This window comes from Sphingobium sp. GW821-FHT02B05 (assembly GCF_059421905.1).
The window spans coordinates 1428121-1453491 of sequence record NZ_JBWKVW010000001.1 but is presented as its reverse complement, the minus strand read 5'-3'; the positions used below and the strand labels follow the sequence as shown (position 1 = coordinate 1453491).

27 protein-coding genes are annotated in these 25371 nt (G+C 64.8%); 22 read left to right on the top strand and 5 right to left on the bottom strand.

The features are described from left to right. Positions 1 to 29: 29 nt before the first annotated feature. Genes glmS through AC07UX_RS07345 form a run of 3 tightly spaced genes read left to right on the top strand, consistent with a single transcriptional unit; the run spans position 30 to position 2490 of the window. A complete protein-coding gene (gene glmS / locus AC07UX_RS07355) occupies positions 30 to 1853 on the top strand; it encodes a glutamine--fructose-6-phosphate transaminase (isomerizing) (protein WP_495191272.1) in 1824 nt (607 codons plus the stop codon). Between the two features lie 45 nt (positions 1854 to 1898). After that, on the top strand, positions 1899 to 2147 hold the full coding sequence (locus AC07UX_RS07350; protein WP_495191271.1) for a type II toxin-antitoxin system HicA family toxin: 249 nt from the start codon (positions 1899 to 1901) through the stop codon (positions 2145 to 2147). After that, positions 2140 to 2490, top strand: coding sequence for a type II toxin-antitoxin system HicB family antitoxin (locus AC07UX_RS07345; RefSeq protein ID WP_495191270.1), 351 nt, complete (start codon positions 2140 to 2142; stop codon positions 2488 to 2490). The genes AC07UX_RS07350 and AC07UX_RS07345 overlap by 8 nt, the downstream gene beginning before the upstream one ends. A gap of 106 nt (positions 2491 to 2596) precedes the next feature. Here the strand turns inward: AC07UX_RS07345 and AC07UX_RS07340 are convergent, their stop codons facing one another. Both AC07UX_RS07340 and AC07UX_RS07335 read right to left on the bottom strand, forming a co-directional pair. Continuing rightward, positions 2597 to 4210, bottom strand: coding sequence for a GNAT family N-acetyltransferase (locus tag AC07UX_RS07340; protein ID WP_495191269.1), 1614 nt, complete (start codon positions 4208 to 4210; stop codon positions 2597 to 2599). A 196-nt stretch (positions 4211 to 4406) separates the two neighbouring features. Continuing rightward, positions 4407 to 5630 (bottom strand): NADP-dependent isocitrate dehydrogenase, encoded by a 1224-nt coding sequence (locus tag AC07UX_RS07335; protein WP_495191268.1) that lies wholly within the window; start codon positions 5628 to 5630, stop codon positions 4407 to 4409. A gap of 160 nt (positions 5631 to 5790) precedes the next feature. On the opposite strand from AC07UX_RS07335, the gene AC07UX_RS07330 reads away from it, so the two are divergent. Next, entirely contained in the window at positions 5791 to 6525 is a 735-nt protein-coding gene (locus tag AC07UX_RS07330) for a phosphatidylserine decarboxylase (RefSeq protein ID WP_495191267.1), read from the top strand. Between the two features lie 169 nt (positions 6526 to 6694). Continuing rightward, complete coding sequence (locus AC07UX_RS07325; RefSeq protein ID WP_495191821.1) at positions 6695 to 7438, top strand: CDP-alcohol phosphatidyltransferase family protein; 744 nt, start codon at positions 6695 to 6697, stop codon at positions 7436 to 7438. A 71-nt stretch (positions 7439 to 7509) separates the two neighbouring features. Here AC07UX_RS07325 and AC07UX_RS07320 read toward each other — a convergent pair whose 3' ends face one another. Continuing rightward, entirely contained in the window at positions 7510 to 7737 is a 228-nt protein-coding gene (locus tag AC07UX_RS07320) for a hypothetical protein (RefSeq protein ID WP_495191820.1), read from the bottom strand. A 256-nt stretch (positions 7738 to 7993) separates the two neighbouring features. Here AC07UX_RS07320 and rpsB point away from each other — a divergent pair, with 256 nt between their 5' ends. The 14 genes from rpsB (at position 7994) to AC07UX_RS07250 (ending at position 20545) form a co-directional block, all read left to right on the top strand. Next, the gene (gene rpsB / locus AC07UX_RS07315) at positions 7994 to 8752 is read left to right on the top strand and encodes a 30S ribosomal protein S2 (protein ID WP_495191266.1); all 759 of its coding nucleotides are present in this window, start codon (positions 7994 to 7996) and stop codon (positions 8750 to 8752) included. Between the two features lie 219 nt (positions 8753 to 8971). Next, positions 8972 to 9898: a translation elongation factor Ts gene (gene tsf, locus AC07UX_RS07310; RefSeq protein ID WP_495191265.1), complete on the top strand. Its 927-nt coding sequence runs from the start codon at positions 8972 to 8974 to the stop codon at positions 9896 to 9898. A gap of 210 nt (positions 9899 to 10108) precedes the next feature. Beyond that, positions 10109 to 10834, top strand: a complete 726-nt coding sequence (gene pyrH / locus AC07UX_RS07305) for a UMP kinase (protein WP_495191264.1) — start codon at positions 10109 to 10111, stop codon at positions 10832 to 10834. A 3-nt stretch (positions 10835 to 10837) separates the two neighbouring features. Next, complete coding sequence (gene frr, locus AC07UX_RS07300) at positions 10838 to 11395, top strand: ribosome recycling factor (protein ID WP_120250535.1); 558 nt, start codon at positions 10838 to 10840, stop codon at positions 11393 to 11395. A gap of 43 nt (positions 11396 to 11438) precedes the next feature. Further along, on the top strand, positions 11439 to 12179 hold the full coding sequence (gene uppS / locus AC07UX_RS07295) for a polyprenyl diphosphate synthase (RefSeq protein ID WP_495191263.1): 741 nt from the start codon (positions 11439 to 11441) through the stop codon (positions 12177 to 12179). 4 nt (positions 12180 to 12183) lie between these two features. Next, positions 12184 to 12963 carry a phosphatidate cytidylyltransferase gene (locus tag AC07UX_RS07290; protein WP_495191262.1) on the top strand — a complete coding sequence of 260 codons (780 nt, stop codon included), beginning with the start codon at positions 12184 to 12186 and terminating at the stop codon, positions 12961 to 12963. Then, on the top strand, positions 12960 to 14117 hold the full coding sequence (locus tag AC07UX_RS07285) for a 1-deoxy-D-xylulose-5-phosphate reductoisomerase (RefSeq protein ID WP_495191261.1): 1158 nt from the start codon (positions 12960 to 12962) through the stop codon (positions 14115 to 14117). Before AC07UX_RS07290 ends, AC07UX_RS07285 begins: the two co-directional genes overlap by 4 nt. Next, complete coding sequence (gene rseP, locus AC07UX_RS07280) at positions 14114 to 15247, top strand: RIP metalloprotease RseP (RefSeq protein WP_495191260.1); 1134 nt, start codon at positions 14114 to 14116, stop codon at positions 15245 to 15247. The genes AC07UX_RS07285 and rseP overlap by 4 nt, the downstream gene beginning before the upstream one ends. 90 nt (positions 15248 to 15337) lie before the next feature. Next, positions 15338 to 17998 carry an outer membrane protein assembly factor BamA gene (gene bamA, locus AC07UX_RS07275; RefSeq protein WP_495191259.1) on the top strand — a complete coding sequence of 887 codons (2661 nt, stop codon included), beginning with the start codon at positions 15338 to 15340 and terminating at the stop codon, positions 17996 to 17998. Beyond that, on the top strand, positions 17998 to 18654 hold the full coding sequence (locus AC07UX_RS07270) for an OmpH/Skp family outer membrane protein (RefSeq protein WP_495191258.1): 657 nt from the start codon (positions 17998 to 18000) through the stop codon (positions 18652 to 18654). Before bamA ends, AC07UX_RS07270 begins: the two co-directional genes overlap by 1 nt. Positions 18655 to 18660: 6 nt before the next feature. Further along, positions 18661 to 19137, top strand: a complete 477-nt coding sequence (gene fabZ, locus AC07UX_RS07265; protein ID WP_150426216.1) for a 3-hydroxyacyl-ACP dehydratase FabZ — start codon at positions 18661 to 18663, stop codon at positions 19135 to 19137. Positions 19138 to 19279: 142 nt separating this feature from the next. Continuing rightward, positions 19280 to 19504 carry a 50S ribosomal protein L31 gene (rpmE, locus tag AC07UX_RS07260; protein ID WP_120250525.1) on the top strand — a complete coding sequence of 75 codons (225 nt, stop codon included), beginning with the start codon at positions 19280 to 19282 and terminating at the stop codon, positions 19502 to 19504. Between the two features lie 332 nt (positions 19505 to 19836). Continuing rightward, a complete protein-coding gene (locus AC07UX_RS07255; RefSeq protein ID WP_495191257.1) occupies positions 19837 to 20160 on the top strand; it encodes a YnfA family protein in 324 nt (107 codons plus the stop codon). A gap of 58 nt (positions 20161 to 20218) precedes the next feature. After that, positions 20219 to 20545 carry a hypothetical protein gene (locus AC07UX_RS07250; RefSeq protein WP_495191256.1) on the top strand — a complete coding sequence of 109 codons (327 nt, stop codon included), beginning with the start codon at positions 20219 to 20221 and terminating at the stop codon, positions 20543 to 20545. A gap of 102 nt (positions 20546 to 20647) precedes the next feature. Here the strand turns inward: AC07UX_RS07250 and aroB are convergent, their stop codons facing one another. Continuing rightward, positions 20648 to 21757: a 3-dehydroquinate synthase gene (gene aroB, locus AC07UX_RS07245; RefSeq protein ID WP_495191255.1), complete on the bottom strand. Its 1110-nt coding sequence runs from the start codon at positions 21755 to 21757 to the stop codon at positions 20648 to 20650. After that, positions 21748 to 22296, bottom strand: a complete 549-nt coding sequence (locus AC07UX_RS07240) for a shikimate kinase (protein WP_495191254.1) — start codon at positions 22294 to 22296, stop codon at positions 21748 to 21750. Before AC07UX_RS07240 ends, aroB begins: the two co-directional genes overlap by 10 nt. Before the next feature lie 95 nt (positions 22297 to 22391). Between AC07UX_RS07240 and AC07UX_RS07235 the strand changes: the two genes are divergently transcribed. Genes AC07UX_RS07235 through AC07UX_RS07225 form a run of 3 tightly spaced genes read left to right on the top strand, consistent with a single transcriptional unit; the run spans position 22392 to position 25368 of the window. Further along, entirely contained in the window at positions 22392 to 22580 is a 189-nt protein-coding gene (locus AC07UX_RS07235; RefSeq protein ID WP_120250522.1) for a hypothetical protein, read from the top strand. A gap of 5 nt (positions 22581 to 22585) precedes the next feature. Further along, the gene (locus AC07UX_RS07230) at positions 22586 to 24433 is read left to right on the top strand and encodes a hypothetical protein (protein ID WP_495191253.1); all 1848 of its coding nucleotides are present in this window, start codon (positions 22586 to 22588) and stop codon (positions 24431 to 24433) included. A gap of 2 nt (positions 24434 to 24435) precedes the next feature. Continuing rightward, positions 24436 to 25368 (top strand): tyrosine recombinase, encoded by a 933-nt coding sequence (locus tag AC07UX_RS07225; RefSeq protein ID WP_495191252.1) that lies wholly within the window; start codon positions 24436 to 24438, stop codon positions 25366 to 25368. Positions 25369 to 25371: the final 3 nt, after the last annotated feature.

Sequence of the window (25371 nt, the reverse complement as noted above, 5' to 3'; positions counted from 1 at the left end):
ACTCATCTGTTTCTACGGGGCTTTCCTTCATGTGCGGCATCATTGGAATCATCGGCAGGGAAGACGTTGCGGAGCGGCTGGTCGACGGGCTGAAGCGGCTGGAATATCGCGGCTATGACAGCGCGGGCGTGGCCACCGTGCATGGCGGCGCGATCGACCGCCGCCGCGCGGAGGGGAAGCTCAACAATCTGGTAAGGGAGCTTGGCCAATCGCCGCTGCCCGGCACGACGGGGATTGCGCATACCCGCTGGGCCACCCATGGCGCGCCGACGACCAGCAACGCCCACCCGCATGCGACCCGCGAAGTGGCGCTGGTCCACAATGGCATCATCGAGAATTTCAAGCCGCTGCGCGACGAACTGATCGCGCGCGGCCGGACCTTCGACAGCCAGACCGATACCGAAGTCGTCGCCCATCTGGTGAGCGAACTGGTGGAGCAGGGGGCCAGCCCCAAGGATGCGGTGCGCCAGGTCCTGCCGCGCCTGCACGGCGCATTCGCGCTGGCGATCCTGTTCCGCAGCCATCCCGACATGCTGATCGGTGCGCGGCTGGGATCGCCTCTGGTGGTGGGCTATGGCGATGGAGAAACCTATCTGGGGTCCGATGCGCTGGCGCTGGCGCCGCTGACGCAGCGCATCGCCTATCTGGAAGAAGGCGACTGGGTCGTCATCACGGCGCAGGGCGCCGAGATTTTCGACAAGGATAATAACGCCGTCGAGCGTCCGGTGACGATCAGCGGCGTGTCTGGCGCGATGATCGACAAGGGCAATCATCGCCATTTCATGCAAAAGGAAATTTACGAGCAGCCGGTCGTCGTGGCCCAGACTCTGAAAGCCTATCTGCAACGGATGGACGATCGCGTGTCGTTGCCGATCCCCGATTTCGACCTGTCGGCGATCCGCCGCGTCACCATCGTCGCCTGCGGTACCAGCTTCTATGCCGGGATGGTCGCGCGCTACTGGTTCGAGCAATTTGCCCGCGTGCCGGTGGATTTGGATTTCGCCAGCGAGTTTCGCTATCGCGAGCCGGTGATGGAAGAAGGGGGCCTTGCCCTCTTCATCAGCCAGTCGGGTGAGACGGCCGATACGCTGGCGGCACTGCGCTATGCGCGCGCGCAGGGGCAGAAGATCGCGGTGGTCGTCAACGTGCCGACCAGTTCGATGGCGCGCGAGGCGGACCTGTTGCTGCCGACCCATGCCGGCCCGGAAATCGGCGTGGCGTCGACCAAGGCCTTTACCTGCCAGCTGGCGGTGCTGGCGGCGTTCGCCGCCAATCTGGCGCGGGCCAAGGGGCGGCTGAGCCCGGCGGAGGAAAAGGACATCGTCCGGCACCTGGCCGAGGCGCCGGCCGCGATCAACGGCGCGCTGGCCTATGACGAGGCGATCGAGGCAATGGCGCACCATATCGTGCCGGCGCGCGACGTGCTGTATCTGGGGCGCGGGACCGATTATCCGATCGCGCTGGAAGGAGCGCTGAAGCTGAAGGAAATCAGCTATATCCATGCCGAGGGCTATGCCGCGGGCGAGATGAAGCACGGGCCGATCGCCCTGATCGACGAAGCGGTGCCGGTGATCTGCATCGCCCCATCCGGGCCTTTGTTCGAGAAGACCGTGAGCAATATGCAGGAAGTGCAGGCGCGCGGCGGCAAGGTGGTGCTGATTTCCGATTATGACGGCGTGCAGGCGGCTGGCGAAGGGTGCCTTGCGACGATCACCATGCCCAAGGTCCACCCGCTGATCGCGCCGATGGTCTATGCCGTGCCGGTGCAGTTGCTGGCATATCATGTCGCGGTGCTGAAGGGCACGGATGTGGATCAGCCGAGGAACCTGGCGAAGAGCGTGACGGTGGAGTAAGGGCCGACCGATTGCGTTTTGACACCATATACGGTATCATATGCGATGACCAAGGCCGACAAGCTGCTGGACAGGATGGCGCGCAATCCCGCCGGGGATTGGACGATATCGGATGTCCAGACGCTGTGCGACCAGTTGGGATGGACCTGCCTGCCGCCGATGGGTGGCGGATCGCACTGGAAAGTGGCGGTGCCAGGCAGTGATACCATCCTGACGATACCGGCCAAGCGTCCGATCAAGCCGGTCTATATTCGTAAGCTGATGACGTTCGTGAAGGATAGCAAACATGGCTGAAGCTGATCCACGGCAGGCCGATTATGCGATCATGGTCGAGCCTTTGTCGGAAAAGGATGGGGGCGGCTGGCTCGCCACCGTGCCTGCCTTGCCCGGGTGCATGGGGGATGGCGACACGCCCGAAGCCGCACTGGCGGATGCGGCCAATGCCATCGCCGAATGGCATGCGGCGGCAAAGGCGCTGGGACGCGATGTGCCGGGGCCTGCCGCGTTGGGTCAATGGCGGCAACGTGTGCCCCGGTCGCTGCACGAGAAGCTGAAGTTCGTGGCTGCGCGCGAAGGCGTTTCGCTCAATGCCTATGTCGCCAATATATTGGCGGAGAGCATCGGGCGGACCGGGTAGGTTTTTTAGGGGAGGATGCGCCGCTGCCCCCTCACCCAGCTCCGACTAGGCAGTACGCTGCCAAGTCTGCGCAGCCCTCTCCCCCGAGGGGAGAGGGTTAAGAATTTTAGCCGCCGCCCGGCGCGTTGTGGCCGCCGGCGGGGACGGGGCCGCCGCTGGGCGCGTGGCTGTGGTCGGGGTTGCTGTCCCATTCGATATGATAGAGGTCGAAACGCCGGTCGCGCAGGTTGCGGACGGTGCCTTCGGCGCGTGCCCAGCTGAGATCGGCGAGGTTGACGTCCGCCATGGTCAGAGTCTCCACATTCTCCGTCGATTCAGCGGCGATGCCGTCTCTGGCGAAGGGCAGGTCGCAGGGCGTCAGGATCGCGCTCTGCGCATATTGGATGTCCATATTGTCCACGTTGGGCAGATTGCCGACATTGCCAGACATGACGACATAGCATTGATTCTCGATCGCGCGGGCCTGCGCGCAATAGCGCACGCGCAGATAGCCCAGGCGCGAGTCGGTGCAGAAGGGCACGAAGATGATGCGTGCGCCCTGATCCACCAGACGGCGGGCCAGTTCGGGAAATTCGCTGTCATAGCAGATGAGCACGCCGATCGGGCCGCAGTCGGTCTGGATCACGTCGAGGGAATCGCCGCCCTTGATGTTCCACCAGAAGGCTTCGTTGGGGGTCGGGTGGATCTTTTCCTGCGTATGGATGGAGCCGTCGCGCAGCGCCACATAGGCGATATTCTGAATGTCGCCATCGTCCGCGCGGGTCGGGTGGGAGCCGCCGATGATGTTGATATTATATTCCAGCGCCATCCGCCCAAGTTCCCTGGTCAGGCGTGGCGTATAGGCGGTCAGCTTGTCGATCGCCTCCACCGGGGTCAGCTTCTTCTGCTCGTAGGAGAGGAGCGGCAGGGTGAAGAGTTCGGGGAAGATGATGAAGTCCGAACGATAGTCGGCCGCGACATCGACGAAATATTCGACGTTGCGGATGAATTCGTCGAAATTCTCGACCGCGCGCGCCTGAAGCTGGCAGGTGGCGATGCGGACGCTTTCGACGCCGCGCGGCACGCGCATTTCGGGCGCTTCGTCAGGATCGACATAGGGGTTGCGCCAGACGAGATGGGCGGCATGCCCGTCGGACTGCTTGTCTTCGGGCAGGTAGTTTTCGAGTATGCCGAGCGGTTCGAACTGGTTCTTGAGCTGGAAGCTGATGACCTGATCGCGCATCTTGCCGGAGACGACCTTGTCCAGATAATCCTGCGGGCCGTGGACGCGGCGCTTGGCGCGGGCAAAGCCGGGCATGCGGCCGGCGATGACGATGCCGTGCAGGTCCAGCTCCTCGGCCAGTTCCTTGCGCTCGTCATAGAGGCGCTGGCCGATGCGCAGGCCGCGCAGCTTGGGATCGACCGCCATTTCATAGCCGTAGAGCCATTCGCCCGCCGCGCTGTGCCGGGTGCCGAAACCATTGGCGGTAATCTCGTCCCAGTCATGGACGGCAAAGGCCATGCCCTTGCTGACGCGCATGGTGGCGCAATAGCCCACCACCTTGTCATCATAGAGGGCGACGAAGCAGCCATTGGGGAAATTGTTGATCTGACCCCGGATGGTGGCCAGCGAATAATTGGGCATGCCCGGATAGGCACGGGCGATCAGCCGTTGAATGCCGCGCACGTCGGACGGGACCGCGGCGCGGACGTCCAGGCGTTTCTTGGTTCCGGTGGACACTGCGCAATCTCCCTATGCGTCTTTCGTCAGACATGTTCCCCGGCGAAGGCCGGGGTCCAGTTCCACGGGCCGAGCTGGACCCCGGCATGCGCCGGGGAAGATGGTGGATCATAGAAAAAGGCGGCGTCGGATGACCGGCGCCGCCTCGTTCCGTTACCGTACTGAAACCGCGAGAGCGGGGTTCAGTTCCAGCCCTTTAGGCCCACTTGCCCATTTCGGTTTCGAGGTTGACGCGGATCGCTTCGAAGAACTGCTCCGTGGTCATCCACGACTGTTCCGGACCGATCAGCAGCGCCAGATCCTTGGTCATCGCGCCGCTTTCGACGGTCTGGATGCAGACGCGCTCCAGCGTTTCGGCGAACTTCACCACTTCGGGCGTCTCGTCGAACTTGCCGCGGAACTTGAGGCCGCCGGTCCAGGCGAAGATCGAGGCGATCGGGTTGGTCGAGGTCGCCTTGCCCTGCTGATGCTGGCGATAGTGGCGGGTGACGGTGCCGTGGGCGGCTTCGGCCTCTACGGTCTTGCCGTCGGGCGAGAGCAGGACCGAGGTCATGAGGCCGAGCGAGCCGAAGCCCTGCGCCACCTGGTCCGACTGGACGTCGCCGTCATAGTTCTTGCAGGCCCAGACGAATTCGCCGCTCCACTTGAGCGCGGAGGCGACCATGTCGTCGATCAGGCGATGTTCGTAAACGATGCCGGCATCCTTGAACTTCTGCGCGAAGCCTTCGGTTTCGAACACTTCCTGGAACAGATCCTTGAAGCGGCCGTCATAGGCCTTGAGGATGGTGTTCTTGGTCGAGAGATAGACCGGCCATTTCAGGTTCAGGCCATAGTTGAACGAGGCGCGGGCGAAGTCGCGGATCGAATCGTCCAGATTGTACATCGCCATGGCGACGCCCGAGCCGGGGAAGTCGAACACTTCGCGGTCGATCGTCTCGCCATTTTCGCCTTCGAAGACGAGGCGCAGCTTGCCGGCGCCGGGCACCTTGAAATCGGTGGCGCGATACTGGTCGCCGAACGCATGGCGGCCAACGACGATCGGCTTGGTCCAGCCGGGGATCAGGCGGGGTACGTTGGAAATGACGATCGGTTCGCGGAAGACGACGCCGCCCAGGATGTTGCGGATGGTGCCGTTGGGCGACTTCCACATCGACTTGAGGTTGAATTCCTCGACGCGCTGTTCGTCGGGCGTGATGGTGGCGCACTTTACGCCGACGCCATATTCCTTGATCGCGTTGGCGGAATCGATCGTGATCTGATCGTTCGTCTCGTCACGCTTTTCGACGCTGAGGTCGTAATATTTGAGGTCGATGTCGAGATAGGGGAGAATGAGGCGTTCGCGAATCCATTCCCAGATGATGCGGGTCATTTCATCGCCGTCGATCTCCACGACGGGGTTCTTCACCTTGATCTTCGCCATAGCGCCTATTCGCCTTCTTTCTACTGGGTGGAATATGGGGACGCACTACGGAAAGCGGCGGCAATGTTCAACCGTGCAAGGGCATGAATCTGCCCTGTGCGGAGCCTTGCCCCGGATCGGTCGTTGTCAGGGGGCGGCTCTCTCCCTAAAGACGGTGACCATGGAAAATGATGAGATCACGATTGCCGCCGGCGGCAATGTCAAATGGCGCTTCCCTTCGGTGCATCCGGAGGGGGTGAAGTTCGGCCTGATCGCGGTTGCGATCACCGCCGTCCTGTTCCTGCTGGGCTGGGACATCGTCGGCTGGCTGATGCTGATCGTGACGATCTGGGTCTTTGCCTTTTTCCGCGATCCGGTGCGCGCCGTGCCGCAGGACGAGGGCGCGATCATCGCGCCGGCCGACGGGCTCGTCACGCTGATCCAGCGGGTGCCGCCGCCGCGCGAAATGGCGGGCGAGCATGGGCTGGGCGACCAGCCGCTGATCCGCGTGTCGATCTTCATGAGCGTGTTCGACGTGCATATCAATCGCACCCCGATCGGCGGGACGATCAAGTCGGTGGTCTATATCAGCGGCAAGTTCCTGAACGCGGACCTGGACAAGGCGAGCGAGGATAATGAGCGGCAGCATATCCTGGTCGAGCGGCATGACGGCGTGCGCATCGGCTTTACGCAGATTGCGGGGCTGGTGGCGCGGCGGATAGTGCCGTTCGTCAAGCCCGGCGACATGGTCGCGGCGGGGCAGCGGATCGGACTCATTCGCTTCGGCAGCCGCGTCGACGTCTATCTGCCCGCCGGCACCGCGCCGCGCGTGATCCTGGGCCAGCGCACCGTCGCGGGCGAGACGATCCTGGGCCAGATGGGCGACGCGCGCGTGATCGCGGGCATCCAGCAGTGATTTTCCTTCGCGCTTCTAAATCTTGGGCCGTTCGTGCTGAGCCTGTCGAAGCACGCACGCGCCCTTCGACAAGCTCAGGGCGACCGGCTGTTGTGAATAAAGGCCTTGTGGCATGAGCCGGCAGCGGCGCGCGGTGCCGCGCGGGCTGCGGCGGGGCATTACGCTGCGGATGCTGGCGCCCAATGCGGTGACGGCGATGGCGCTGTGCTTTGGCCTGACGGGCGTGCGCTACGGCATTTCGGGCGAGTGGGAGCGGGCGGTGCTGTCCATCCTGTTCGCGGGCGTTCTCGATGGGCTGGACGGGCGGATCGCGCGCATGTTGCGTGGCGAGAGCCGCTTCGGCGCGGAACTGGATTCGCTGTCCGATTCGATCGCGTTCGGCGTGGCGCCGGCGCTGATCCTCTACCTCTGGTCGCTTTATGCGATGCCGAAGTTCGGCTGGATCTTCGCGCTGGCCCATGCGCTGTCCTGCGCGCTGCGTCTGGCCCGGTTCAATGCCGCGATCGACGCGGACGAACAGCCGCACAAGTCGGCAGGCTTCCTGACCGGCGTACCGGCGCCGGCGGGGGCGGGGCTGGCCTTCGTGCCGCTCTATCTGTGGCTGGTGACGGGCGCGGATATTTTCCGCGCCTGGTATGTGGTGGCGCCCTGGGCCGCCTTCGTCGCCTTCCTGATGATTTCCAACATCGCGACCTATAGCTGGTCGGCGCTGCGGCTGCGCAAGCGCATAAGGTTGGAGATGATTGCGCTGGCGGGCCTGCTGGCGGCGCTGCTGGTGACCGATCCCTGGCTGACGCTGCTGATAATCTGCGCGGTCTATGTGGTGCTGATCCCGTTCGGGATCATGTCCTACGCCAAGGTGCGCAAGCAGCGGGAAAGTGCGGCGGCGGCTGCGATAGTGCCAAGGGCCTGAATTAGGATTTCAGGGTTGAGGGGCTTCGACAGGATCAGCCCGAACGGATTTCCGATCTGTTTTAAATCCGATCAGGCGGCCAGCGCGCTGCTATGCGTGATGCGGGTCGGGCGGGGCGCCGCCTGCGCGACGCGGGGGCGGCGGATGCGGATGTGATAGACCGGCGGGTTCTGGGGGATCGGTTCGAACTGAAGCGCGGCCACCATCTTGTCATGATAGAGCGCGAACATCCAGGCGATGGTGCCGACGGCCAGCAGGAAAGCGCCGGAGAACAGGGTTGCGGCAACAAGAGCGAACATAAGGATCACTTTCTGTCTTGCCATCTACACGACATGGCTCATTATGACGGATTGAACGGCGATTAACCCTATTTGTTCCGTCTGTTCCCTTTATGTTCTCAATCGAGAACGGCGTCAACCCTTGCCAACCATTTTTTTCGACGCTAAAGGCGCGACCATTCCACATGGGAATCGACATATCCGGTGCCACGCGCCGCCTTTGAGGCAGCTTCGCGGTTCCTGATTCCCAGAGGGCCAACCGGAAGGAGATACTATTATGGCGGCACCTGTCGTCACCATGCACCAATTGATCGAGGCTGGCGCCCATTTCGGCCACCAGACCCACCGTTGGAATCCGCGCATGAAGCCGTACATCTTCGGCGAGCGCAACGGCATCCACATCCTTGACCTGTCGCAGACCGTGCCCCTGTTCGGCCGCGCGCTCGACTTCGTGTCGGGCACCGTCGCCGCCGGCGGCAAGGTGCTGTTCGTGGGCACCAAGCGCCAGGCGCAGGACCCGATCGCAGACGCCGCCCGCAAGTCGGGCCAGCATTTCGTCAACCATCGCTGGCTGGGCGGCATGCTCACCAACTGGAAGACCATTTCGGGTTCGATCAAGCGCCTGAAGACCCTTGAGGAAAAGCTGTCGGGCGACACCCACGGCTTCACCAAGAAGGAAGTGCTTCAGATGACGCGCGAGCGCGAGAAGCTGGAACTGTCGCTGGGCGGTATCCGCGACATGAACGGCATCCCCGACGTGATGTTCGTGATCGACGCCAACAAGGAAGAACTGGCGATCAAGGAAGCCAACACGCTGGGTATTCCGGTCGTCGCGATCCTGGATTCGAACGTGTCGCCCGACGGCATCGCGTTCCCGGTTCCCGCGAACGATGACGCCAGCCGCGCCATCCGCCTCTATTGCGACGCCATCGCCGCCGCCGCCACCAAGGGCAACCGTGGTGCGCAGCAGGCATCGGGCGTCGACATGGGCGCGCTGGACGAGCCGGCCGCCGAAGAGATCGTTGCCGAAGCCTAAAAGCGTCGCACGACTGCAAGATTGGCGAACTAGAGGGTTGCGATCGGTATCAGAATAGCTGGTCCCCGGCGAAAGTCGGGGCCAGATCGGACCGTCCAACTGGACCCCGGCCCGCGCCGGGGAACGCAACCCAAGAGGGCGCGCTCCACCGGAACGCGCCCTGACGCCTATTTTGAACGTATGAATTTTTGAAACATCCAGGAATTTAGGAGCCGAAACATGGCCGAGATCACTGCTGCCGCCGTCAAGGAACTGCGCGACCGTTCGGGCGCGGGCATGATGGATTGCAAGAAGGCGCTCACCGAAGCCAATGGCGACATCGAAGCGGCAACCGACTGGCTGCGCGCCAAGGGTCTGGCCGCTGCGCAGAAGAAGTCGAGCCGCACCGCCGCTGAAGGCCTGGTCGGCGTTGTCGTCGCCGGCACCAAGGGCGTCGCCGTCGAAGTGAACAGCGAAACCGACTTCGTCGCCAAGAACGACCAGTTCCAGGACTTCGTGCGCACCGTGTCGACCGTCGCGCTGGAAAGCGGCGCTGCCGACGCCGAAGCGCTGACCGCGCAGGCGCACCCCGCCGGCGGCACCATCGCCGAAAAGCTGGTCGCCAACATCGCCACCATCGGCGAAAACCAGAATGTCCGTCGCGTCGCGCATGTCGAAGTGACGCAGGGCGTCGTCGTGCCCTACGTCCACAATGCGGCTGCACCGGGCCTGGGCAAGATCGGCGTGCTGGTCGCGCTGGAAGGCGATGCGCCGACCGCCGTTCTGGAGCCGCTGGGCAAGCAGATCGCCATGCATATCGCTGCGGCTTTCCCGCTGGCGCTGTCGGCCGCCGACATCGATCCGGCGCTGCTGGAGCGTGAACGCGCCATCGCCGCCGAAAAGGCCGCCGAATCGGGCAAGCCCGCCGAAATCGTCGCCAAGATGGTGGACGGCGCGGTTGCCAAGTTCGCCAAGGAGCAGGCCCTGCTGTCGCAGATCTTCGTGATGGACAACAAGACGCCGGTCGCCGACGTCGTCGCCAAGGCCGCCAAGGATGCCGGCGCGACCATCACGCTGAAGTCCTATGTTCGCTTCCAGCTGGGCGAAGGCATCGAAAAGGAAGTCAGCGACTTCGCGGCGGAAGTCGCGGCCGCCGCCGGCGTCTGATCGACCGCTTCAGCCGACAGGAATAGCGAGGGGAGCGGCCGCAGGGTCGCTCCCCTTTTTTCTTGCCCGTCGATCGGGCGATGGCGGGCCTGCACATATTCTCCATCGGGCAAGCTGCATATCGGCAACAATCGCCCTTCCCATTATGCGCATGCGCCCCTAATGTCCGGCCGCTTTCCCTGTCCACCTATCCAAGGATTCTTGCCCCGCATGACCCGGCCTGCCTACAAGCGCATCCTGTTGAAATTGTCCGGCGAAGTGCTGATGGGGCAGGGGCAGTTCGGCATCGAGCCGGAAACCGTGGCCCGTGTCGCCGGCGAAATCGCCGCGGCCAAGGATGCCGGGTTCGAAATCTGCGTCGTCGTGGGTGGCGGCAACATCTTCCGCGGGCTGGCCGGTGCGGCCAAGGGCTTCGACCGGGCGAGCGCCGATTATATGGGCATGCTGGCCACTGTCATGAACGCGCTGGCGGTGCAGAACGGGCTGGAGAAGCTGGGTTATGATACCCGCGTCCAGTCCGCCATTCCGATGGCGTCGGTGTGCGAGCCCTATATTCGCCGCAAGGCCGAGCGGCATATGGAGAAAGGCCGGATCGTCATTTTCGCCGCCGGTACCGGCAGCCCCTATTTCACCACCGATACGACGGCAGCGTTGCGCGCGGCCGAAATGAATTGCGACGCGCTGTTCAAGGGCACGAGCGTGGACGGCATCTATAATGCCGACCCCAAGAAGGTCGCCGATGCGGTCCGGTACGACAGCATCAGCTTCGACCAGGTGCTGAACGATAACCTCAAGGTCATGGACGCCAGCGCGATCGCGCTGTGCCGTGAAAATAATATCCCCATCGTCGTGTTCAACATCCGTGAAACCGGGAACCTAGCCACCGTGCTGGCCGGGCAGGGTGTCGCGACGATCGTGCAGAATCAGGAGTCCTAAGTCATGCCGCAATATAACAAGTCCGACCTGGAACGCCGCATGGCCGGCGCGATCGAAGCGCTGCGCGGCGACCTGACGGGCCTGCGCACCGGGCGGGCCAATGTGCAGCTGCTCGATCCGGTGATGGTCACCGTCTATGGCGCGAACATGCCGCTCAACCAGGTTGCCACCGTATCCGCGCCCGAACCGCGCATGTTGTCGGTGCAGGTGTGGGACAAGACCAATGTCGGCCCGTGCGACAAGGCGATCCGGTCTGCGGGCCTGGGCCTCAACCCCATCGTCGACGGGCAGACGCTGCGCCTGCCGATCCCCGACCTGACCGAGGAACGGCGCAAGGAACTGGCCAAGCTGGCCAGCAAATATGCCGAAGGCGCGCGCATCGCGGTGCGCAACGTCCGCCGCGACGGCATGGACAGCCTGAAGACCGACGAGAAGAAGGGCGAGATCAGCGAAGACGAGCGCAAGCGCCTGGAAACCGAAGTGCAGAAGATGACCGACAGCACGATCGTGGATATCGACGCGCTGGCGACGTCGAAGGAAAAGGAAATCCTCGGCCAGTAAGCCGGGGCTTTTCTTTCGCGGCCAAAGCACGCATTCTTTTCTGATGGCCACTCAAGCCAAGCCCGATCTGACCAGCGTTGCGTCCGACCATGGCGCGCGCCACGTCGCCATCATTATGGACGGCAATGGCCGCTGGGCCAAGAAACGGCTGCTGCCGCGCGTCGCGGGCCATCGCGCTGGTGTCGAGGCGGTGCGGCGGGTGGCGCGGGCGGCGCAGGATCTGGGCCTGGAATGCCTGACGCTCTACGCCTTTTCCTCCGAAAACTGGAAGCGGCCGGCGAGCGAAGTCGCGGACCTGATGGGGTTGCTGCGCCATTTCATCCAGTCCGATATCGACGAATTTCACGCCAATGGCGTGCGGTTGCGGGTGATTGGCAATTATCGTGCGCTCGAACCCTCGCTGGTCGAGTTGATCGAGGGCGCGATGGCGCGCACGGCGGGCAATAGCGGGCCAATCATCGCGATCGCGCTCAACTATGGCGCGCAGGACGAGATGGTGCAGGCGGTGCAGAGGCTGGCGGCACGCGCGGCGGCCGGCGAGATCGCGGCCGACGCGATCGGCGCTGCCGATATCGACGGGGCGCTCTATACCGCTGGCCTGCCGCCGCTGGACCTGATGGTCCGCACGTCGGGCGAGCAGCGGCTCAGCAATTTCATGCTGTGGCAGGCCGCCTATGCCGAGCTGTATTTCACCGACACGCTATGGCCGGATTTCGGCGCCGACGCGCTGGCGCAGGCGCTGGATGCGTTCCGCATGAGGGACCGCCGTTTCGGCGGATTGTGATCGAATGACGAGCGAATTGCGGACCCGCAGCATCGTGGGCGTCGCGCTGATCGCGGTGGCGCTGGGTGCGCTGCTGTCGGGTGGCCTGATCTTCTGGACGCTGCTGGTAATAGCCGGCGTGCTGATGCAGGGGGAATGGGGCGACCTGACCGGCGCGAGTCCGGAGCAGCGCAAGGCGGCGATGTTCGCCGTGTCGATCCCGCTGGCGCTGCTGTGCCCGCTGGCGGCCGGGATCGACTGGCCGGTGCTGATCGCTGGCGCGGCGGCGTTCTTCTTCGTCCTGTTTACCAGCCGCAAGCCGAGACTGGCGCTGGGCATCCCCTATATCTGCCTGCCGATCGTGGCGTTGCTGTATCTGCGGGGGCAGGGGCCGAACATATTCGGGCTGCTGCTGGCCTTCTGGGCGCTGGGGCTGGTGTGGGCGACGGATATCGGCGCCTATTTTGCCGGCCGGTCGATCGGCGGGCCGAAGCTGGCGCCGCGGATCAGCCCGTCCAAGACCTGGGCGGGGCTGGCCGGCGGCGTGCTGGCGGCGCTGGTGCTGGGTTTCCTGCTGCATCGCTTTGCCGACCTGCCGATCCAGCTGGCGGCGGCGAGCGGCCTGCTGGCCGTGGCGGCGCAGGCGGGCGACCTGCTGGAAAGCCATATGAAGCGCCGGGCGGGCGTGAAGGATAGCGGCATGTTGCTGCCGGGGCATGGCGGGGTGATGGACCGGCTGGACGGGGTGGCAACCGCTGCGCCCCTGGCGGCCATCCTCTATTGGCTATTGGCCGCAGGCGCATGAAAAGCATCTCCATTTTCGGTGCGACCGGATCGGTCGGCCTGTCGACGCTGGACCTGATCCGGCGCGAACCGGACGCCTACAAGGTCGTGGCGCTGACCGCGAACAGCGACGTGGACGGTCTGGCGGCGCAGGCGCGCGCGACCGGTGCGCAGATGGCCGTGATCGGGCAGGAGCGGCATTACGGCGCGCTGAAGGACGCGCTGGCCGGATCGGGCATCGAGGCGGCAGCAGGCGAGGAGGCTCTGGTCGAAGCGGCGCAGACGGGTGCGGACTGGACCATGGCGTCGATCGTGGGCTGCGCCGGGTTGCGGCCGACCATCGCGGCGCTGAAAGCCGGTGGCACGGTGGCGCTGGCCAACAAGGAGTCGCTGGTATCTGCCGGGGCGCTGATGATGGAGGCGGCGACCGCATCCGGCGCGACGTTGTTGCCGGTCGATAGCGAACATAATGCGATTTTCCAGTGCCTTGCCGGCAGCAGTTTGGACGATGTCGCAAGGATCACGCTGACCGCGAGCGGCGGGCCGTTCCGCACGAAGAGCCGGGACGAGATGGCGGCGATGACCCCGGCGCAGGCGGTGGCGCATCCCAACTGGTCGATGGGCGCCAAGATCAGCGTCGATAGCGCGACGATGATGAACAAGGGGCTGGAACTGATCGAGGCGGCCTATCTCTTCCCTGTCGGGTTGGACCGGATCGAGATACTGGTGCATCCCCAATCGGTGATTCATTCGATGGTCGAATATCGCGATCGGTCCACCCTGGCACAGCTGGGGTCGCCGGACATGCGGATTCCGATCGCCCATGCGCTGGCCTGGCCCAGGCGGATCGCGGCGCCGTGCCAGCCGCTGGACCTGGCACGCATTGGCAGGCTCGATTTCGAAGCGCCTGATATGGAACGCTTTCCCGCGCTCCGCCTGGCGCGAGAGGCGGCGCAGGCGGGCGGGGCCACCCCGGCGATCATGAACGCGGCCAATGAAGTGGCGGTCGCGGCTTTCCTTGCGGGGCGGATCGGCTTCCTTGATATCGCCATGATTGTAGAGGATGTGTTGAACCGTTATAGCGCGGCCAGCCCTGCTACGATCGACGATGTGCTGGCCGCCGACGGGCAGGCCCGTACGCAGGCGGGCCAAGTGATGGAAAGATTGACGGTTTGATCCACAGTCCCGGTTTCCTGTTGACCGTACTCGCCTTTGTGGCGGTCATCGGACCGCTCGTCTTCGTGCATGAGCTGGGCCATTATCTGGTCGGGCGCTGGTGCGGGGTGAAGGCGGAGGCCTTTTCGATCGGCTTCGGGCCGGAAATTTTCGCCTGGGTGGACCGGCGCGGTACGCGCTGGCGCGTGGCGGCGCTGCCTTTGGGTGGCTATGTCCGCTTCAAGGGCGACATGAATGCGGCGAGCATGACCGATCCGGCCTGGCTGGAAATGTCGGCCAAGGACCGGGCCGAGGCCTTTCCCGCCAAGCCGTTGTGGCAGCGCGCGGCGATCGTGGCGGCCGGGCCGGCGATCAATTTCCTGTTCGCGATCCTGATCCTGGCGACCTTCGCCTTCGTCCATGGCGAAAGCCGCACGCCGGCAGTGGCGGGCATGGTGCAGCCGGGCAGCGCGGCGGCGGCGGCCGGCCTGAAGGCCGGCGACCGTATCGTGTCGCTGGGCGGCCGGGACATGGCGACCTTCGACGATATCCGCCTTTACGCGCAGATTCGCCCCGGCGAAGCGGTCGCGATGGTGATCGAGCGAGACGGCAGGACCTTCGCGCGCGACGGCAAGATCGGAAGCGTCACCGAGGATGACGGTTTCGGCAACAAGTTCCAGGTCGGTCGGCTGGGCCTGGCGCCCGGCGATCCGGTGATCGAGCCGGTCAGCCTGCTGCGCGCGCCCGTGGTGGCGATCGAGCGTACCGGGCAGATCGTGCGCACCATGGTCGAGACGATGGGGCAGATTTTCAGCGGCGGCCGGTCGGTCAAGGAATTGGGCGGCCCGTTGAAGATCGCGCAGGTTTCGGGGCAGGCGGCGACGATGGGCATCGAAAGCTTCATCTTCTTCGTGGCGCTCATCTCGATTAACTTGGGGTTCATCAACCTGTTGCCAATTCCGATGCTGGATGGCGGGCATCTGCTCTTTTACGGGATCGAAGCGGTGCAGCGGCGGCCGGTCAGCGCACAGGCGCAGGAATGGGCCTATCGGTCCGGTCTGGCGGTGCTGATGGCGATGATGCTGCTGGTGACTTTCAACGATTTGTCGTCTTTCGGGCTTTGGAAGAGCCTGTCCGGCTTGATCGGTTGACGCGCATCGGGCAGGGAAGCCCGGTTTGGCGTCGTCTGTGTCGGCGGAAACATTTTATTGCGAGTTTTTGAGGTGATGCGGGTGACAGCGATGAAGAGCAGCTTGAGGCAGCGCCCGGTCGTGGCCGCCCTGTTGGCGACGACCATGATCGCGGGCGTGCCGGCCCTTCCTGCGATGGCCCAGCAAACGCCGGCCCCCGCAGGCACGCTGGCCGCGCCCGCAGGGACGACGGCCGCCACGGCGCCGACGCAGGGCACGATCCGCGCGATCAGCGTGATCGGCACCCAGCGCCTGGAGCCGGATACGGTATTGTCCTACACAAAGCTGCGCATCGGCCAGCCGTACAGCCAGGAGAGCCTGGACCAGGCGCTGCGCGACCTGTACGAAACGGAACTGTTCGCGGACGTCCAGATCCGTAACGACAGCGGGTCGCTCACCGTCGAGGTGAAGGAAAACCCGGTCATCAACCGTATCGTCCTTGAAGGTAATAAGCGCCTCAAGGAAGACAAGATTCGTCCTGAAATAAAACTGGCTCCGCGCCAGATCTATACCCGGTCTAAGGTGCGTGCCGACGTCGCCCGCATCGTCGAGCTGTATCGCCGCCAGGGCCGGTTTGCCGCGACGATCGAGCCGAAGATGGTCCAGCTGGACCAGAACCGCGTCGATATCGTGTTCGAGATCAGCGAAGGGCCCAAGTCCAAGGTCCGCCAGATCAACATCATCGGCAACGACAAGTTCAAGGATGGCGAACTGCGCAGCCAGATGGTGACCAAGCAGTCGCGCTGGTTCCGCCTCTTTTCGTCGGGCACGAGCTACGATCCCGATCGTCTGGCCTATGACCAGCAGAAGCTGCGCCAATTCTATTTGACCGAAGGCTATGCCGATTTCCGCGTGATTTCCGCCGTGGCGGAACTGACGCCGGACAAGCAGGACTTCATCATCACCTATGTGGTGGAAGAAGGCGATCGCTACAAATTCGGCGATGTGAAGGTCGAATCCGACATTCGCGACCTGTCCGGCGACGGCCTGACCAAGCGCCTGCCGATGAAGAAGGGCGACTGGTACAACGCCAAGCAGGTCGAGGACACGGTCGATACGCTGAGCGAGACGGCCGGGCTTTTCGGTTATGCCTTTGCCGATGTGTCGCCGGACTTCAACCGCGACAAGGAAAGCCTGACGATGGGGATCAATTTCCGCATCGCCAACGCGCCGCGCGTCTATGTCGAGCGGGTCGACATCAACGGCAACACGCTGACGCAGGACAAGGTCGTGCGCCGCGAATTCCGTCTGGCCGAAGGCGACGCCTTCAACAGCTTCCTGGTGAAGCGCTCGAAGGACCGCATCAACTCATTGGGCTTCTTCCAGGAGAAGCTGGACATCGAGCAGAAGCCGGGGTCCGCGCCCGACCGCATCGTGCTGGAAACCAACGTGCAGGAAAAATCGACCGGCGAATTGTCGCTGTCGGCCGGTTTCTCGTCGCTGGAACGCTTCATCGTGTCGGCGTCGATCACGCAGCGCAACTTCCGCGGCAAGGGCCAGGAACTGCGCACCTCGGTCAATTATTCGGCCTATTCCAAGTCGATCGAAGTAGGCTTTACCGAGCCCTATTTCATGGACAAGAATATCGCGATCGGCGGTGACATCTATCGCCGCGACCTCAACAGCTTCCGTTATCTGACGAGCAACACGCGCGATACGACCTACGAGCAGACCACGACCGGCTTCCAGCTGCGCGCGGGCGTGCCGATCACCGAATATATGTCGCTGGCGCTGCGCTACAGCCTCAATTTCGATGACGTGACGCTGGACAGGGATACTTATTATACGGACGGGCAGTGCGACCCGATCCTGGCCGGCCGCTATCTGTGCGACGCGATCGGCAAGCGGACGACGTCGTCGATCGGCTATTCGCTGATCTACGACACCCGCGACAATCGCATCCGCGCGACCCGTGGCCAGAACCTGACGTTGAGCCAGGATTTTGCGGGTCTTGGCGGCAGCGTGAAATATGTCCGGACGCGCTTGCAGGGCGCGAAATATGTGCCGCTGGGCGGTGGCTTCATCTTCTCGCTGTCGGGCGAGGGTGGCTATATCCACAGTCTGGAAGGCGAACGGCGGGATTCGACCGGCCAGCTGGTCGACCGGGTCCGCCTGACCGATCGTTTCTTCCTGGGCGAACCGCAATTCCGTGGCTTCGACATTCGCGGCGTCGGCCCGCGCATCGTGCGCCGCTATTACAGCACCACGGTCGAGAATGGCGTGGCGACCGGCGAGCAGATCACCGGCACCAACAACCGGACGGACGACGCGCTGGGCGGCAAGATCTACTATCTGGCCCGCGCGGAAATCGAAATCCCGCTGGGTTCGGGCGCGCGTGAAATGGGCCTGCGTCCGTCGGTGTTCATGGATGCCGGCGCCGTGGGCGGCCTGAAGTCGCCCGGCCTGATCAACGGCACCGGCCAATTTGCCGGCTATTGCTCGGCCACCGGCCAGACGACCGTCCGCGCGAGCGGCACGGCCGCCAATCCGGTCTGTCCGGTCGCCTATACCAGTGCGTCGGACTATGCGGTGACGGGCGGCTTTGTGGAACAATATCTCGGCGACACGCTCAAGCCGCGTCTGTCGGTGGGCTTTGGCGTCAACTGGAACTCGCCCTTCGGCCCGTTCCGCATCGACATCGCCAAGGCCCTGCTCAAGGAACCAGGGGACGACAACAAGCTCATCACCTTCAACGTAGGGACTCAATTCTGATGAAGACGATTTTCAAGGCCGCGGCGCTGACGCTGGCACCCATGACCGCCATTGCAATGACCGCCGTTCCGGCCGTTGCCCAGACCAAGTCGGGCATCGCCGTGGTCGATCTGGAAGAAGCCGTCGCCAAGAGCGCCGCCTTCACCACCGCGATCAGCCAGATGCAGACCACCTACAAGCCGCAGATCGACGCGATCAACACGCGCCGTGCTGCGATCGAAACCGACCTCAAGACCAAGGGCGACGCGCTTCAGGCCGCGCTGAAGGCCGCCGGCAACAAGCCGACCCCGGCGATCGAAACCCAGTATCAGCAGTATCAGCAGGCGCAGCAGAGCGCGCAGGCCGAATTGCAGCGCATGGGCCAGCCGGTCGGCCTGGCCCGCGCCTATGTCGAGCAGCAGATCGTCGCCAAGCTGGACGACGCGCTGAAGGCCGCGACCGCCAAGACCAAGTCGGAAATCGTGTTCAAGAAGCAGGCGACGGAAAGCTTCGGCGCTGGCGCGGACATCACGCCGGCCGTCATCACCGAACTCAATGCGCTGGTCCCCAGCGTCGGCATCACGCCGCCGGCCGGCTGGCAGCCGGGTGGCCAGGGTCAGGGCGCTGCGGCCGCACCCGCTCCGGCGACCCCGGCGCAGGCGCCCAAGTCGCGCTGATAAAAGATGACCGGAGAGGTTGAAACGACCGCCCTTGGCCCGATGGATGTCCGTCGGGTCATGGCCGCGCTGCCGCATCGTTACCCGATGCTGCTGGTCGATCGTGTGGTGACGCTGGTGCCCAACCAGTCGATCCACGCGATCAAGGCGGTGTCGGTGAACGAGCCGTTTTTCCAGGGGCATTTCCCCACCCGGCCGATCATGCCCGGCGTGCTGATCGTGGAAGCGATGGCGCAGGCGGCGGGCGTGCTGGCGGTGGAATCGATGAACCTGGCCGATTCGGGCAAGCTCGTCTATTTCATGAGCATCGACGGCGCGAAGTTCCGCACCCCGGTGGAGCCGGGCTGCCTGCTCGACCTGCATGTGGAAGTGACGCAAAATCGCGGCGCGATCTGCAAGTTCAGCGGCAAGGCGCTGATCGACGGCAAGCTGGCGGCAGAAGCCAATTTCGTCGCGATGATCAGCGATCCGCCCAAGGATTGAGCGGTTCTGCCTTCCCGATGAGGGGAGGAAGAGCAGAGACTATCTTGCCAAGGCGCGCCGAACCCGCTAACGGCGCGCCTTCGCTATTTTTTCCAGCATCCATGGCCGGTCGGAACCGGCCTCTACACGGAGCAATGTCGCCATGAAGGCCAATACCCACCCCGACTATCACGTCATCACCGTTCAGATGACCGACGGTACCACGTTCCAGACCCGTTCGACCTGGGGCAAGGAAGGCGACACGCTGGCGCTCGACATCGACCCCAAGTCGCATCCGGCCTGGACTGGCGGCAACCGCCAGCTGGACACCGGCGGCCAGGTGGCGCGCTTCAACAAGCGTTTCGGCGGCCTGACGCTGAAGAAGTAATCGGCCTTCGAGCATCGCGTGGAAAAGCGGGAACCGGTTTTCCCCCAAACGCGATGTTCTGGATGGTTGCGGAAAAGGGCGCCTGCGGGCGCCCTTTTTTGTGCCTGCGTGGGGAGAGCGAGAGCAAAAAAAAGGGCCTCCAGCTAAAAGATGGAGGCCGAGGTTCAGGGGAGGATCAGCGGCGACAGAAGGGGGATCTGTATGCGTGCCGCTGACAAGGGCCGGTCTAGGCGGGCAATGATGCAGGGGAATGTCCGGCATGTTGCGCGGGGGCCGGGTCGGTGAAATGTTTCGGCCTTGCGGTCGGTTCGCGATGCTGCCAGGCGCGGGGCATGGCTGTGCTTGTCTATATCGGGGCCGCGCTGGCGGAGATTGCGGGCTGCTTCGCCTTTTGGGCGTGGTTGCGGATGGGCAGGTCGATCGGATGGTTGGTACCCGGTGTCGCATCTTTATGCCTGTTCGCCTGGCTGCTGACGCTGGTGGAGGCGGACAATGCCGGGCGAGCCTATGCCGCCTATGGGTCGATCTACATCCTGGCGGCGGTCGGCTGGCTGTGGGCGGCCGAAGGCGTGCGGCCGGACCGATGGGATCTGATCGGCGTGGCCATTTGTTTGGTCGGGGGCGGGGTGATCCTGTGGGGCCCGCGATCGGCGTGAGGATTTGCGCGGGATGACGGCAGCGGGCAGAGACGATCGGGTGAGTGGGAGACGATATATGCGGACGCTGATGATAGTGGGGCTGGCCTGTGCGCTGGCCGGCTGTGGCGATAGTGATGCAGACCGGGTGGTAAGCGACAATCGGGTCGAGCCGGAAACCGGCGCGGCGGCACAGGTCGCCAAGCTGGACGAGGATTTGCGCAATGGCGTCTTTGCCAAGGCGATCCGCGATAGCGGCGCCGCCTGTCCGGAAGTGACGGGATCGCAGCGCGCGGAGATCCGTCATGGCGTGCGCGGGTGGAAGGCGCAGTGCAATAATGAGAGCGCGCACCTGATCCAGATATTGGCCGACGGGACGGCCAAGGTGACGAGCCGGACCTATTGACGGGGCTATCAGGTTCGATGTGAGGTCGAACCTTTAGGATGACGTGAATATATGGCTCAGCGTTCCCCGGCCTGCGCCGGGGACGCTTCATGTGAATTGGCGCTAGGCCCCGGCGCGATCCGCGTCGAGGAAGGTGGCGACGTCGTCCAGTATCACGTCCTTCGACAGGAAGGTCTGGCCGATGCCGCGGGCCAGCAGGAAGGGCAGGGTGCCGGCCGCCATCTTCTTGTCATGCAGCATATGGCCGACCAGTTCGGCGCCGTCGGCCCGCACATGCGCGCTGGCAAGGTCGTGGGGCAGGCCCACGGCCCGGAGATGGGCGTTGACCCGGTTCGCCTCGTCCGCCGGGCAGAGGCCGAGGCGGGCGGAATAGCGGAAGGCCAGCGCCATGCCGGCGGCGACGCCCTCCCCATGGAGCAGCGTATCGGAAAAGCCGGTGTCGGCCTCCAGCGCATGGCCGAAAGTGTGGCCAAGGTTGAGCAGCGCGCGGCGGCCCGACGTTTCGCGCTCGTCATCGGCGACGATCGCGGCCTTGGCCCGGACGCTGCACTCGATCGCGTAGGTGCGGGCGTCCGGATCGCCGGCGAGCAGCGCAGCGGCGTTGGCGTCGCACCAGGCGAAGAAGGCGGGATCGTCGATCAGGCCATATTTGACGACTTCGGCATAGCCGGCGCGGGTTTCGCGCAGCGGCAGGCTGTCGAGCGTCGAGGGGTCGATAAGGACCAATGCGGGCTGGTAGAAGCTGCCGATCAGATTCTTGCCGGCCTTCGCATTGATCGCGGTCTTGCCGCCGACCGACGAATCGACCTGCGCCAGCAAGGTAGTCGGCACCTGGATAAAGTGGCAGCCGCGCTTGAGGATGGAGGCGGCAAAGCCGACCAGATCGCCGATCACGCCGCCGCCCAGCGCGATGATATGGTCGCCGCGCTCGATTTCCAGCGCGAGCAGGGCGTCGAGCAGCTGTTCCAGATGGCGCCAGCTCTTGGTCTGTTCGCCCGGTGGCAGGATGATCGGTTCGACCGCGATGGCGGCGGCGCGCAGGCTGGCGTCGAGCCGGGGCAGCTGGGCCTTGGCGACATTTTCGTCGGTGACGACGACGAGGCGGCCCTGGCGCGCATAGGGAGCGAGGATGGCGCCGGCGCGGTCGAGCGCGCCCTGTTCGATCAGGATATCATAGCTGCGCGCACCCAGCGCGACGCGGACTAATGCCATGCGGTCAATTGCTCCATGATGCTGTCGACCGCGACTTCATGCGGGGCGGCGATGCTTTTCACATGAATGGGCGCAAGCGCGTAGATGGGGTTGCGCACCGCCGCCAGCTCCATGAGGACGATGCGGGGATCGCGATTCTTGAGCAACGGGCGGCTTTCGCGCCGGGCGACGCGATCGACCAATATGTCGATATCGGCGTCCAGCCAGATGGCGGTCGCCGCGTCGAGAATCAGCCTGCGCGTTTCGTCCTGCATGAAGGCGCCGCCGCCGGTGGCGATCACCTTGGGCACGCCGTCCATCAGCCGGGCGATGACCCGCCGTTCGCCGTCACGGAAATAGGATTCGCCATAGCGTTCGAAAATCTCCGCCACGCTCATGCCGGCAGCCTTTTCAATCTCTTCGTCCGCATCGACGAAGCTGAGGCCGAGGCGGGCCGCAAGGCGGCGGCCGACCGTGGATTTGCCCACGCCCATCATCCCCACCAGGACGATGGGACCGCGTCGCGCCGGACTGTCAGGGATTTTGCTGTTTCGCTGCATGGCTTGCGGGGCTATACAGCCAGCCGTCACAGAGGCAAATCGCATCTTTTTCTTTCCCCCGGCCAAGTTTCCGGGTCAGTCATAGCCAAGGACTTATGAAGAATAATCGCAACTTCAGCAGTTTCGAAGGCGGCCAGCGTCGCCGTGGCACCAGCCTGCCGATCATCCCCATCGCTCTGGTCCTGTTGCTCGTCGCGCTGCTGGCCTTTTTCTGGTCGCGCGGTGGCGAGCAGCCGCAGCAGCGCGTCGAAAAGGTCATCCCCGCAGAGAAGCTGGGCCAGTAAGGCGGATGCGCTGGCCGCGCGCTAATGCGAAATGGGCATTGGGCAGTTTTGCGCTGGCGCTGACCCTGCCGGTCGTCGCGCAACAGGCGCCCGAATCGCTGCTGCCGCCCGGTTTCGGCGACACGCCCGAAGCACCGGCCGCGCCGCGCCCTGCCCAGCCGGCGCAGGGCGCGCCCGTTACCGTGCGGCCGCCCAGCGCCGCGCCGTCCACGGCGCCAGGCACGTCCATGGTGCAGCCGCTCAATCCGGCGGTGCCGCCCGACCTGTCGCTGGTGGAGGCGCAAAATGCGGCCGAAGACGCGCTGACGCCGGAGGAAATCGCGGCGCAGAAGGCGAAATACGACCTGCCCGAGACCGCGCGGCGGTCGCTGGAGCGGATCGGGCCGCTGACGCCGCAGACGCGCGGGTTCGAGCCGGACGCCTTTGGCGGCGAATCCGGCAGATACCTGGCCGCGCTGATGCAGCAGACCCATGCGCCGATCGTGTCGCGCTGGGCCTCCATCCTGTTGCGCCGGGCCTTGCTGAGCGCGGTGGATACGCCGCGCGATATCGACGGCGCGGACTGGGCGGCGGAGCGCGCCTGGCTGCTGCTGCGCATGGGCGAGGCGGACAATGCCCGGCTGATGGTGCAGAGCGTCGATTCGGATCGCTATTCGCCGCGCCTTTATGCCGTGGCGATGGAAACCTATCTGGCGGCGGCCGATCCGGCGGGGCTTTGCCCCCTGTCGGCCGGCGCGCTGCGGTTCAGCAAGGCGCCCGGTTGGGACATGACGCGGGCGATCTGCCCGGCGCTGTCGGGCGATCAGGGGACATCGAGCGGTGCGCTCAATCAGGCGCAGCGCAAGGGCGTGGTGCGCGGCATCGATTATCGGCTGGCCGAAAAGGTCGTCGGCACCGGATTCAACGCGCGCCGGTCGGTGAAGATCGAATGGGATGGCGTGGACCGGCTGACCGCCTGGCGCTTTGGCCTGGCGACGGCGCTGAATGTCGAAATTCCCGATACGCTCTATGGCACCGTTGGCCCGCATGTTCGGGCGTGGGAGGCGCGCGCGCCGGCCCTGAGCGCGGTGAAGCGTCGTCCCGGCGTTGATATCGCGGCGCGACTGGGCGTGCTGTCCAGTGCGGCGCTGGTCGGATTCTACGGTCAGTTGGGCACGGATGGCGATGCGCCCGCCGATGCCGCCGACCGGATCGATTCGCTGCGCACCGCCTTTTCCGGGGCGACGGTGGGCGACCGGATCGGCGCGATGCACAGTTGGTGGGGCGACAATGGCAAGCCCGACTATCTGGGCATGATCGCGACGGCGCGGGCCGCCGCGGCGCTGCCGGTGGCGCAGGCCGATGCGCAGGATGCGGCCAATCTGGTCGGTTCCATGCTGACCGCCGGTTATGACCGCAACGCGGCGCGCTGGGCACGGGCGATCGGCCAGCTGGACGGTGCGGGCGCTTCGCAATTCTGGGCGCTGCTGGCGGTCGGGGCGCCGAGCGCGGTGGTCGAGATCAACAGCAGCCGCGTGTCGAGCTATGTCGGTGACGTGGGAGCGGACAAGGGGCGGATGCTGATCGCGGCGCTGGCCGGCCTGTCGCGCCTGCCCGCGCAGGACGCCGCCACGCTGGCGCAGGATAACGGCTTTGCGCTCGGCGCCAACAGCCGCTGGGCGCGCGCCATCGGTGCGGCGGCGCAGCGGGGCGAAAAGGGCACGGTCGCGTTGCTGGCGGCAGTCGGCATGCAGGGGACGGACTGGAGCCGCCTGCCGGCCGGGCATCTCTATCATGTCGTGGCGGCGCTACATCGCGTGGGGCTGGACCCCGAAGCGCGGATGATCGCGGCCGAGGCGATCAGCCGGGCCTGATCATGACAGCAGACGACGCCGGCCTGATCGACCGCTTTCTGGAAATGATGGCGGCGGAACGCGGCGCGTCGCGCAATACGCTGCTGGCCTATCGGGCCGACCTCAATGGGGCTGGCGAACTGCTGGGCGGGTTGGCCGGGGCGAGCAAGGACAGGCTGGGGACGCTGGCTGTGGCGTGGGCGAAGCTGGCGGCGTCGTCCGTGGCGCGCAAGGCGTCGGCGTTGCGGGCCTTTTACGGCTTTCTGGAGGAGGAAGGGCTGCGCGCCGACAATCCCTCCGCTGCGCTGCCGCGCCCGGTGACGCAGCGCGCCTTGCCCAGGATATTGTCGGTGGCGGAGGTGGATCGATTCTTTGCGACGATCGCCGAACGGCTGGAGGCAGAGCATCCCGTGCCGGCGGACCTGCGGCTCGCGGCGCTGATCGAACTGCTCTATGGATCGGGGCTGCGCGCGACCGAATTGGTGTCGCTGCCGCGCCGGGCTCTGTCGCATGACCGGCCTTTCCTGATCCTGAAGGGGAAGGGCGCGCGCGAGCGGCTGGTCCCCATATCGGATCGGGCGCGGGCGGCCGTCGCCGCCTGGCTGCCGCATGTGCCGGGGGATAGCGTGTGGCTCTTTCCGTCGGGCAAGAGCCATTTGAGCCGTATCCGGCTTTATCAACTGGTCAAGACACTGGCCGCGGCGAGCGGCATCGCGCCCGAGCGGGTCAGCCCGCATGTGTTGCGCCACGCCTTTGCCACGCACCTGCTGGAAGGGGGCGCGGATCTGCGCGCGCTGCAATCCATGCTGGGCCATGCCGATATCGGCACGACGCAAATCTATACCCATGTGGACAGCCGGCGGCTGGTCGAACTGGTCAACCAGCGGCATCCGCTGGCCGGGATGCACGCGAAGAAGCCGCATCAGCGCGTTGACGACGACGCGCCAGCGCCGTAACGC

What these genes read in the sequence shown, in the direction of transcription:
- frr (WP_120250535.1), top strand. Translation starts at nt 10,838, where the DNA reads ATGCCGCAATATAACAAGTCCGACCTGGAACGCCGCATGGCCGGCGCG.
- uppS (WP_495191263.1), top strand. Translation starts at nt 11,439, where the DNA reads ATGGCCACTCAAGCCAAGCCCGATCTGACCAGCGTTGCGTCCGACCAT.
- rpmE (WP_120250525.1), top strand. Translation starts at nt 19,280, where the DNA reads ATGAAGGCCAATACCCACCCCGACTATCACGTCATCACCGTTCAGATG.
- AC07UX_RS07335 (WP_495191268.1), bottom strand. Translation starts at nt 5,630, where the DNA reads ATGGCGAAGATCAAGGTGAAGAACCCCGTCGTGGAGATCGACGGCGAT.
- tsf (WP_495191265.1), top strand. Translation starts at nt 8,972, where the DNA reads ATGGCCGAGATCACTGCTGCCGCCGTCAAGGAACTGCGCGACCGTTCG.
- glmS (WP_495191272.1), top strand. Translation starts at nt 30, where the DNA reads ATGTGCGGCATCATTGGAATCATCGGCAGGGAAGACGTTGCGGAGCGG.
- AC07UX_RS07235 (WP_120250522.1), top strand. Translation starts at nt 22,392, where the DNA reads ATGAAGAATAATCGCAACTTCAGCAGTTTCGAAGGCGGCCAGCGTCGC.
- AC07UX_RS07270 (WP_495191258.1), top strand. Translation starts at nt 17,998, where the DNA reads ATGAAGACGATTTTCAAGGCCGCGGCGCTGACGCTGGCACCCATGACC.
- fabZ (WP_150426216.1), top strand. Translation starts at nt 18,661, where the DNA reads ATGACCGGAGAGGTTGAAACGACCGCCCTTGGCCCGATGGATGTCCGT.
- AC07UX_RS07325 (WP_495191821.1), top strand. Translation starts at nt 6,695, where the DNA reads ATGCTGGCGCCCAATGCGGTGACGGCGATGGCGCTGTGCTTTGGCCTG.
- AC07UX_RS07255 (WP_495191257.1), top strand. Translation starts at nt 19,837, where the DNA reads ATGGCTGTGCTTGTCTATATCGGGGCCGCGCTGGCGGAGATTGCGGGC.
- pyrH (WP_495191264.1), top strand. Translation starts at nt 10,109, where the DNA reads ATGACCCGGCCTGCCTACAAGCGCATCCTGTTGAAATTGTCCGGCGAA.
- AC07UX_RS07320 (WP_495191820.1), bottom strand. Translation starts at nt 7,737, where the DNA reads ATGTTCGCTCTTGTTGCCGCAACCCTGTTCTCCGGCGCTTTCCTGCTG.
- AC07UX_RS07285 (WP_495191261.1), top strand. Translation starts at nt 12,960, where the DNA reads ATGAAAAGCATCTCCATTTTCGGTGCGACCGGATCGGTCGGCCTGTCG.
- AC07UX_RS07250 (WP_495191256.1), top strand. Translation starts at nt 20,219, where the DNA reads ATGCGGACGCTGATGATAGTGGGGCTGGCCTGTGCGCTGGCCGGCTGT.
- AC07UX_RS07225 (WP_495191252.1), top strand. Translation starts at nt 24,436, where the DNA reads ATGACAGCAGACGACGCCGGCCTGATCGACCGCTTTCTGGAAATGATG.
- AC07UX_RS07350 (WP_495191271.1), top strand. Translation starts at nt 1,899, where the DNA reads ATGACCAAGGCCGACAAGCTGCTGGACAGGATGGCGCGCAATCCCGCC.
- AC07UX_RS07240 (WP_495191254.1), bottom strand. Translation starts at nt 22,296, where the DNA reads ATGCAGCGAAACAGCAAAATCCCTGACAGTCCGGCGCGACGCGGTCCC.
- AC07UX_RS07330 (WP_495191267.1), top strand. Translation starts at nt 5,791, where the DNA reads ATGGAAAATGATGAGATCACGATTGCCGCCGGCGGCAATGTCAAATGG.
- rpsB (WP_495191266.1), top strand. Translation starts at nt 7,994, where the DNA reads ATGGCGGCACCTGTCGTCACCATGCACCAATTGATCGAGGCTGGCGCC.
- AC07UX_RS07230 (WP_495191253.1), top strand. Translation starts at nt 22,586, where the DNA reads ATGCGCTGGCCGCGCGCTAATGCGAAATGGGCATTGGGCAGTTTTGCG.
- bamA (WP_495191259.1), top strand. Translation starts at nt 15,338, where the DNA reads ATGAAGAGCAGCTTGAGGCAGCGCCCGGTCGTGGCCGCCCTGTTGGCG.
- AC07UX_RS07290 (WP_495191262.1), top strand. Translation starts at nt 12,184, where the DNA reads ATGACGAGCGAATTGCGGACCCGCAGCATCGTGGGCGTCGCGCTGATC.
- aroB (WP_495191255.1), bottom strand. Translation starts at nt 21,757, where the DNA reads ATGGCATTAGTCCGCGTCGCGCTGGGTGCGCGCAGCTATGATATCCTG.
- AC07UX_RS07345 (WP_495191270.1), top strand. Translation starts at nt 2,140, where the DNA reads ATGGCTGAAGCTGATCCACGGCAGGCCGATTATGCGATCATGGTCGAG.